The following is an 8,308-nucleotide window of genomic DNA, read 5'->3' as shown; positions in this document are numbered from 1 at the left end:
GCGGGCCATGATCGGATTGCGGCTCGGGCCCCGACCGCACCACCGCATCGCCGAATGTCGAGGAGGCGCGGCAGAATTTGAACGGGCTGGCGCCGTCGACCGCGCAGCGCGTGCTCGGCTTCTGGCGGCTGCGTCAGTCCGCCGAATAGGCCTTCGATTTAATTCGGCAGCCGGCGGAAGCGCAGATAGTTGGCCTTGCGGCCTTCCCGTTCAGCTTTGCGACCGTAGCGGGTCATCGTGTAGTTCGGCCACGGAAGACGCCAATCGTCGGCGCGCTGCGCCGTCCAATCGAACTCGGCAGCGCGGATCAGATGCGCCAGGGTCCACGCGTTGTAGCCGTCGATGTCGCTGACGAAGCGGAACTCGCCATCCGGCACCAGCACCCGCGCCATCGCGCCCACCATCTCGTCCTGCACGAAGCGGCGCTTCCAGTGCCGCCGCTTCGGCCACGGATCGGGATGAATGAGATCGATGCGCTGTAGTGAATCTTGCGGCAGCCATGCGAGGAGCGCCGCCGCATCCCCGGCAAACAGGCGGATGTTGCTGACATTGGCGGCTTCGATCTGAGCCAGGATCTTGGCCATGCCGTTGACATAGGGCTCGGCGCCAATGAATCCGGTGTCCGGATGCGCGAGTGCTTCGGCAATCAAATGCTCACCACCGCCGAAGCCGATCTCGAGCCGCACCGCATTGGCGGGCGGATCGAAGAGCTCTCCCAAATCAGTCGGGGCGGGCTGCGAGATATCCACCGAAAGATGCGGAAGCAGGTGCGCAATCAGCTCGGCTTGATGATTGCGAAGCTTGTGACCTTTGCGCCGGCCGAAAAAAGCACCGTGCCCGCGCTCGCCAGCTGATTCGCCACTCATCGACTCGCCTGCAGACGAGTGATCATTATTGATCATATTCGCACTAAACTCCGCGCGCCGACATGCAAGGCCTGTTTACCATGCAACGACATCTCGCGTACCGAATGTGTCTAGGTATTTCGCCCGGGAAAGCCACACGTGTGTCACGCGGGACACAGCCGCAAACAAACAGCAATCCGGTTCAGGATACCACGTCGTATCGCGGCGGACTGGGGGTTCCGGTCCTCTCGTATCGGGACCGGAACGCTTACTGACCGTCCTTGGCCTGCGCGCTCGGATCGCGTGCGGCGATCTGTTCGACCAGATCGACGATGCTGCGGCGAAGCTTGGAATCGCTGATCCTGGTGAAAGCGCGCGTCAGCGCCAAACCTTCGGAAGTAGCGAGAAAATCCGAAACGTAGGACGGCGACGGCGCTTCGGCGAAACCACCGGCGCCATTGGCCAAACCACCGCTCGGACCGCCTTCGAACAGGAAAGACACCGGCACCTGCAGTACTTCGGCAATCTGCTGAATACGGCTGGCACCGACCCGATTGGTGCCTTTCTCGTATTTCTGCACTTGCTGAAAGGTCAGCCCCAGCGCCTCGCCGAGCTTTTCCTGACTCATACCCAGCATAATCCGGCGCATGCGCACACGGCTGCCGACATACTTGTCAACCGGATTGGGCGCTTTGGTCGACATTCCACTTACTCCTCAGGCACGTGCAGTCGCTAACTGTTAGCGAATGCGGTTGGAATACGCCTTAAATATCGGAGCCGTCAAATGCCTTGGGGAGCTAACAAGCGTCGGCGTTAATGATGACCGACGTCAATTCGCGAGTTGCGCGAGTGCGTGTTTGCTTGAACTTAATCTCCGGTTGCGACGGACACGCTGCGCAATATCACGAGGGCGACCGGCGTCCACGTGATATTACAAGCATCATGGCGAGTGCAACCATCAGGGCTGCCGGAAGATCGCGCACACGGGCGTAAACAGTAGGCGGAAGCGGCGCCGGCAGGCCCGAATCGAGCACGCCCTCGACGCCGAGACCGAGCCGCGCGACGATGCGGCCGACCGGATCGATAACTGCAGAAATGCCCGTATTGGCTGCCCTAACGAGCGGTAGCCCCTGTTCGATCGCACGCATGCGCGCCTGCTGCAGATGCTGATACGGACCGGTCGAATAGCCGAACCAACCGTCGTTGGTGATATTGAGCATCCAGCCCGGCCGGGCAGCGCGCGCATCGATCTCATCCGGGAAGATCGCCTCGTAGCAAATCAGCGGCAGCAAAGGCGGCGCGTTCGGCAGCTCGATATCATGGCGGACCAGGCCCGGCAGAAAAACACCCTGCCCCTTGGTAAGCTGAACGAAGCCCATCCTCTCCATGAGATTCCGGTAGGGCAGAAATTCCTCCGAATGGCACCAGATGCAGCTTGTCATAAACGGCCAGGATCGAGCCCTCGTGATCAATCGCGTACATGGAATTATAAGCCCGGGTAATACGACGCCCCTGCGGCGTATCCTGGGGTCTGACCGCTCCGGTGAGCAGAACGGTACCGCGGGGTAATAATTCGGCTATTTGCGCCATCGCGTCCGGCTCGCGCGACAGAAAGAACGGAAACGCCGATTCCGGCCAGATCAGCACCGAGACGTCGCGCACGCCGGTCGATTGCGGCCCGGTCGAGCGATCCGACAGCGTCAGATAGCGCCGCATCACGTCCGCCTTGGCGGAGTAGTTGAAGCGCGCGTCCTGTGGCAGATCCGGCTGCATGATACGTAGCCGGACCTTGTCGACGAGCTGCGTCGGCGCGCTTTGCAACCGGATGCCCCCGTAAATCGCCATCGCGGCGAGCGCGGCAACCCCCAGCGCCGGCGCCACCCACCGTCGCCGCGACTGTGGACCGCCGTCGAGCAGCACGACCGGTGAAGCAAAGATTGCGACGGCCAGAAAGGTCAGCCCCCAGATGCCCACCAGTGCAATCGTCTGCGCCAGCGCCAACGGCTCGGTCAGAGCGTAGCCGAAGGCATTCCAGGGAAAACCGGTGAGCAGATGGCCGCGCAGCCATTCGCCGACGGTGAGACTGACGGCGAGCGCCAGAACACGGAAGGCGTTTGGTGTCCACAACAGCCGCGCCAGCGCAAAGCCGAAGGCCGTGAACAGTGCCAGATAAGCCGGCAGTCCAACTATCGCGAATGGAAGCAGCCAGGCGAAAGTGTCTGCATCGACCAAGAAGGCGTAGCCGATCCAGTACAGNCCGGGCACGAAATAGCTAGGGCCGACCACCAGCCCGCGATGGCCGCGGCTGGTATGCCACCGCGCTTCCCGGCGCCAGCGCCATCGATCAGCCAGACAGCGACCGGAAAGGTGATGAACAGGATCGGCCAGGCGTTGAACGGCTCCATCGCCAGGGACGAGGCGGCGCCGGCCACTAAGGCGATCGCAGCACGCTTCCAGCCCCACGCCAGGATGATACTCGACGCGGCCCGGATCAGCACTTGCGGCAGCTTCACGGCGTATTGGCTCCGTCGCCCGATGGCGGGTTATCGCTGGGACTGGAACCGGCCTGCTGCGCCGAATCCGTGGCGGCTTCGCGGCGACGAGTCTCACGCATGCGCGGCGCGGGACGCTCCTTGCGCACGCCGATGCGCAGCCGCTTGACGCGGCGCGGATCGGCATCGAGCACTTCGATCTCGAAATTGCCCGGACCAGAAATCACTTCGCCGCGCACCGGCAGCCGGCCGACGTGATTGACCAAGTAACCACCCAGTGTCTCGACGTCCTCGCCGGCTTCGCCGGTGTCGAACTGATCGCCTATCATGGCGCGGACGTCGTCGAGCGCGGCGCGGGCGTCGGCGATGAACGAGCCGTCGGCCTGGCGCACGATCGACGGCGCTTCGGTGTTGTCGTGCTCGTCGTCGATCTCACCGACGATCTGCTCGACGATGTCCTCGATCGAGACGAGTCCATCGGTGCCGCCGTATTCGTCGACCACCAACGCCAGATGAATGCGCGCAGCCTGCATCTGTGCCAGCAGATCGATGGCACGCATCGACGGCGGCACGTAGAGCAGCTTGCGGATCAGGCCGGTTTCCGTGAGCGGCATCTTCAGATCGATCGCCCGCAGGTCCAGTCCTGCGGGGAGCGGCTTCTTACGCTTAGCGACCGTCGCGGGCGCTACTTGAGCACGCTCCGTCATGAAGGCGACGAGGTCGCGGATGTGGACGATGCCGACCGGATCGTCGAGCGTCTCGTTGTAGACGACGAGCCGCGAATGCGCCGCGCCCTCGAACAGTCGCATCAATTCGCCGAGCGTGATGTCCTGCTTGATCGCCACGATATCGGCGCGATGTACCATGACGTCGGCGATGCGGCGGTCGTGCAGGCCGAGAATGTTGCGCAGCATGGTGCGCTCGAGCGCCGAGAAGCCGGCGTCGTCGGGCGCCGACGTGTCGAGCACAACCTGCAGATCGTCGCGCACCGAACCCGGCTTCCAGCCGAACAGCGAGCGAATTGCGCGCATCAGGAAATTGCCCTGCAGCGGCCGCAGTACTTCGCCCTGATGCACCACCGCGGGCAGGTTGCTACGCCCATCCGCCGCTGGCGCGGGAGTACTTGGAGATCTGTCGCCGTCCGGCATGTCAGCTCACCCGATCCTGATCCGCATAGGGGTCCGGAATGCCGAGCTGCGCCAGGATCGCGCGCTCGGCCCCTTCCATCGCCTCAGCCTCGGCGTCGGTTTCGTGATCGTAGCCGACCAGATGCAGGAATCCATGGATCGCCAGATGGCTGAGATGATGCGCGAATGGCTTGGCCTCGTCGTCGGCCTCGCGGCGCACGGTCTGATAGGCGATGGCGATATCGCCGAGCATGCGCGGCGCATCGCCACGATCGCCGAACTCCGGCTGCGACGCTGGAAACGACAGCACGTTGGTGGGTTTGTCGAAGCCCCGATAGGACGCATTCAGCGCGCGAATACCGTCGTCATCGGTCAGCATCACGGCGAGTTCGGCCGCGCCCGTCTCGGCATCGACGGCAGCGGCAGCAGCCGCGATCGCACGCGTGACGATGGCTTCGGCGTCCGGCTCGGCGCTCCAGCACTCCGCCGAGACCAGCACCTCGGTATCTGGAAGTGGACTGTCTGAGGACGGACCGCTTGGCGAAATCATCTGTGTCATAGCAAGGCAATATCTGTCGGAGCGACAATCCGGCCGCCCGCAGGACCAAAAGTGGGCATCAGGCTCCGTTCGCCGGCTTGGGCGATCCTTCATAGGCGGCGACGATGCGCGCCACGAGTTCGTGGCGGATGACGTCGGTCGCGGCGAATCTCACCTGGGCGACGCCTTCGACGCCGTCGAGCAGGCGCAGGGCCTCGGCGAGGCCGGAAGTCGCACCGCTCGGCAGATCGACCTGGCTCGGATCGCCGGTGACGATCATGCGGGAGTTCTCGCCCAATCGCGTGAGAAACATCTTCATCTGCATCGAGGTGGTGTTCTGGGCCTCGTCCAAGATGATCGCCGCGTTGGTGAGCGTGCGACCGCGCATGAACGCCAGCGGCGCGATCTCGATCTCTTTGTTTTCCAGCGCGCGCTGGACGATGCGGGCATCCATCACGTCGTCGAGCGCATCGTAGATCGGCCGCAGATAAGGGTCGACCTTCTCGCGCAGATCGCCGGGCAGAAAGCCCAGTCGTTCGCCGGCTTCGACCGCCGGGCGCGTCAGGATGATCTTGTCGACTTCCTTGCGCTCGAACAGTTGCGCGGCGTGCGCCACCGCAAGCCAGGTCTTGCCGGTGCCGGCCGGGCCGACGCCGAACACCAGTTCGTGGCGCTTCAGCGCGCGGATGTAAGAGTCTTGCGCGGCCGTGCGTGCACGGACCGGCCGCTTGCGCAGATTGATCGCCTCGAACGCGCTCGATGACGGCTGCTTAGAGTCGAATTCGAACAGCGAGCCCTGTGCGATCACCGCGCGGATGGCGCCTTCGACGTCGCCCTGCGCCAGATCGCTGCCGGACACAGCCTGCTTGTAGAGATTTTCCAGGACGCGGCGCGCGGCGTCGCAGCCCTCGCGGGTGCCGGCGATGGAGATGTGGTTGCCGCGGGAATCGACGATGACGTTCAGCCGGCGTTCGATCAGCGCCAGGTTCTGCCCATAGGGCCCGACCATCGCCGAGGCCGCGCGATTGTCATCGAAGTCGACCATGACCTGGGCTTCGGCCTGAGAGTCGCGGTCGGGCTTGCGTCGGGACACGAGAAAGGGCGAATCCGATGCGCTTTTTGCCAAAGGCTCAGGCTCCGGTAGCGGCCAGGGGGCGGGCGGGCGACGCGATGGCGAGTTCGCCGAGCAGGCTGTAGCGCTCGAGGCTGTCGACGCGGACCGGCAACACCTGACCGATCAGGCTTTCCGGTGTCATCGCATCGCCGGGAAAGACGTGTGCAGGCTGGAGATAAGCGGTTCGGCCGACGATCTGGCCAGGCTTGCGGCCGGCGCGTTCGAACAGCACGTCCACGGTGCGACCAATGGCATCGCGGTTGAAGGCCGCCTGCTGAGTGTCGATCAAGTGCTGGAGCCGCTCCAAACGCTCGTCCATGACCGCCGTCGGCACCATCTCCTGCATTTCCGCCGCGGGCGTGCCGGGCCGCGGCGAGTACTTGAACGAATAGGCGCCAGCGTAACCGATTTGTGTGACCAGCGCGAGTGTGGCGGCAAATTCCGCGTCGGTTTCACCCGGAAACCCGACGATGAAATCCGACGTGAACGCAATTTCCGGCGACGCCGACCGGAACCGGTCGATCACGCGGCGATAGTCGTCGGCGCTATGCTTGCGATTCATTGCGGCGAGGATGCGGTTGGAACCCGACTGCACCGGCAGATGAACGAGCGGCATCAGCGTCGCAAGATCGCGGTGCGCGGCGATCAGCGTGTCGTCGACGTCGTTAGGATGGCTGGTGGAATAGCGCAGCCGGACGATGCCGGGGATTTGTGCGAGCCGCACAAGTAGCCTGCCGAGCGTCCAGGCGCAGCCGTCCGGGCCATCGCCATGATAAGCGTTGACGTTCTGACCGATCAGCGTGACCTCGCGGACGCCGTGATCGGCGAGCCGCTCGACATCGGTGATGATCGCGCTCACAGGCCGCGAGACTTCGGCTCCGCGCGTATACGGCACCACGCAGAAGGTGCAGAACTTGTCGCAGCCCTCCTGAACGGTGACGAACGCCGAGATGCCCCGCGCTCGGATGTTTCGCTCTGACGGCTGCGGCAGCGACAAAAACTTGTCCTCGACCGGAAACTCGGTTTCCAGCGCGCGGCCGGTTCGTTCAGCTTCGGCGAGCAGCCGCGGCAGATGGTGATAACTCTGCGGCCCGACAACGACATCGACCACCGGGGCGCGGCGGACGATCTCTTCGCCCTCGGCCTGTGCGACGCAGCCGGCCACCGCGATCTGCATGCGGCGGCCGTCCTTCGCCGCCTCGTCGCGCGCCATCCGCAGTCGGCCGAGCTCGGAGTACACCTTCTCGGAGGCCTTCTCGCGAATGTGGCAGGTGTTGAGGATGACGAGATCGGCGTCCTCGGCCTGCGCGGTCTCGACGAAGCCCTCGCCCGCCAGCACGTCCGCCATCCGCTGGGCGTCGTAGACGTTCATCTGGCAGCCATAGGACTTGATGTGCAGCTTGCGCGGCTCGGCCATTGATCCCGTGAGGTGCGAACAAAAAGAGCGCCACATCGGGGCGCGCCGCTGAATTATAGAGGAAACCGGGCGAAATCCAGCCGCGGCGCCGTCGGCAGTTCGGCCCCGGCTTCACAAAGCCGGCAATTCCGACAAAAAATCAGGCAGTTGCCGCATGTCGGCGAAAATCGCCGCGGCTCCGGCACGGCGCAGCCGCTCGGCGGTTTCGGGCCCGCAATGGCTGCCGCCGGTGAAGCCAAGCACCGGCATGCCGGCGGCCCGGGCGGCCAGAACCCCAGGTTCGGAATCCTCGATCACCACGCAGGCGGCCGGAGCCACGCCCATCCGACCGGCTGCAAGCAGAAACAGATCCGGAGCCGGCTTGCCGTGCACGACCTGCTCGGCCGAGAACAGATTCGGTGCCAGCCGATCGATCAGCCGGGCGCAGGTCAGCGCCGCGGCGATCCGCGCGAGCGTCCCGCTGGAGGCGACACACACCGGCTGGTCGATGCGATCGAGCGCGTCAGTGATGAACGGCACCGGTTGCAGCGAGGCTTCGAAGGCGGCGATCAGCTCAGCGTGGAGCTCGGCCTCGAAGTCATCGCCGAGACCGCGACCGAGTTCGTCCTCGATCTCGTGCCGCGTCTGCCGGCCGGAACGGCCGAGGAAACGCATCGCGACTTGTTCGGTGGTGATTGGATAGCCACGCCGCGTCAACACCTCCGCATGGACGCGGCAGGAAATCGGCTCGCTGTCGACCAGCACGCCATCGCAATCGAAGATGATGAGATTGCAG

The 8,308-nt window shown here is 64.4% G+C and carries 7 protein-coding genes and 1 pseudogene; all 8 read right to left on the bottom strand.

The features are described from left to right. Nucleotides 1-158: 158 nt before the first annotated feature. A complete protein-coding gene (gene trmB / locus I5M_RS23330; RefSeq protein WP_022723601.1) occupies nt 159-866 on the bottom strand; it encodes a tRNA (guanosine(46)-N7)-methyltransferase TrmB in 708 nt (235 codons plus the stop codon). Between the two features lie 247 nt (nt 867-1,113). Then, on the bottom strand, nt 1,114-1,548 hold the full coding sequence (locus tag I5M_RS23325) for a helix-turn-helix domain-containing protein (protein ID WP_022723600.1): 435 nt from the start codon (nt 1,546-1,548) through the stop codon (nt 1,114-1,116). Between the two features lie 199 nt (nt 1,549-1,747). Continuing rightward, nucleotides 1,748-3,358, bottom strand: a pseudogene (lnt, locus tag I5M_RS30495) (apolipoprotein N-acyltransferase). Continuing rightward, entirely contained in the window at nt 3,355-4,485 is a 1,131-nt protein-coding gene (locus I5M_RS23315) for a hemolysin family protein (protein WP_022723599.1), read from the bottom strand. The pseudogene lnt and the gene I5M_RS23315 overlap by 4 nt, the downstream one beginning before the upstream one ends. 1 nt (nt 4,486) lies before the next feature. Continuing rightward, entirely contained in the window at nt 4,487-5,014 is a 528-nt protein-coding gene (gene ybeY / locus I5M_RS23310) for an rRNA maturation RNase YbeY (RefSeq protein ID WP_031337384.1), read from the bottom strand. 67 nt (nt 5,015-5,081) lie between these two features. Then, nucleotides 5,082-6,128, bottom strand: a complete 1,047-nt coding sequence (locus I5M_RS23305) for a PhoH family protein (protein ID WP_031337383.1) — start codon at nt 6,126-6,128, stop codon at nt 5,082-5,084. Nucleotides 6,129-6,132: 4 nt separating this feature from the next. Further along, nucleotides 6,133-7,533, bottom strand: coding sequence for a tRNA (N6-isopentenyl adenosine(37)-C2)-methylthiotransferase MiaB (gene miaB / locus I5M_RS23300; protein WP_022723596.1), 1,401 nt, complete (start codon nt 7,531-7,533; stop codon nt 6,133-6,135). Between the two features lie 111 nt (nt 7,534-7,644). Next, nucleotides 7,645-8,308: HAD family phosphatase (locus I5M_RS23295; protein ID WP_022723595.1), on the bottom strand; the 664-nt coding region annotated here is incomplete at its 5' end.

This window comes from Rhodopseudomonas sp. B29, assembly GCF_000333455.1.
In the GTDB taxonomy this organism is placed as follows: Bacteria; Pseudomonadota; Alphaproteobacteria; order Rhizobiales; family Xanthobacteraceae; genus Rhodopseudomonas.
Note: the sequence above shows the minus strand (reverse complement) of the source record. Positions and strands in the feature narration are given on the sequence as shown.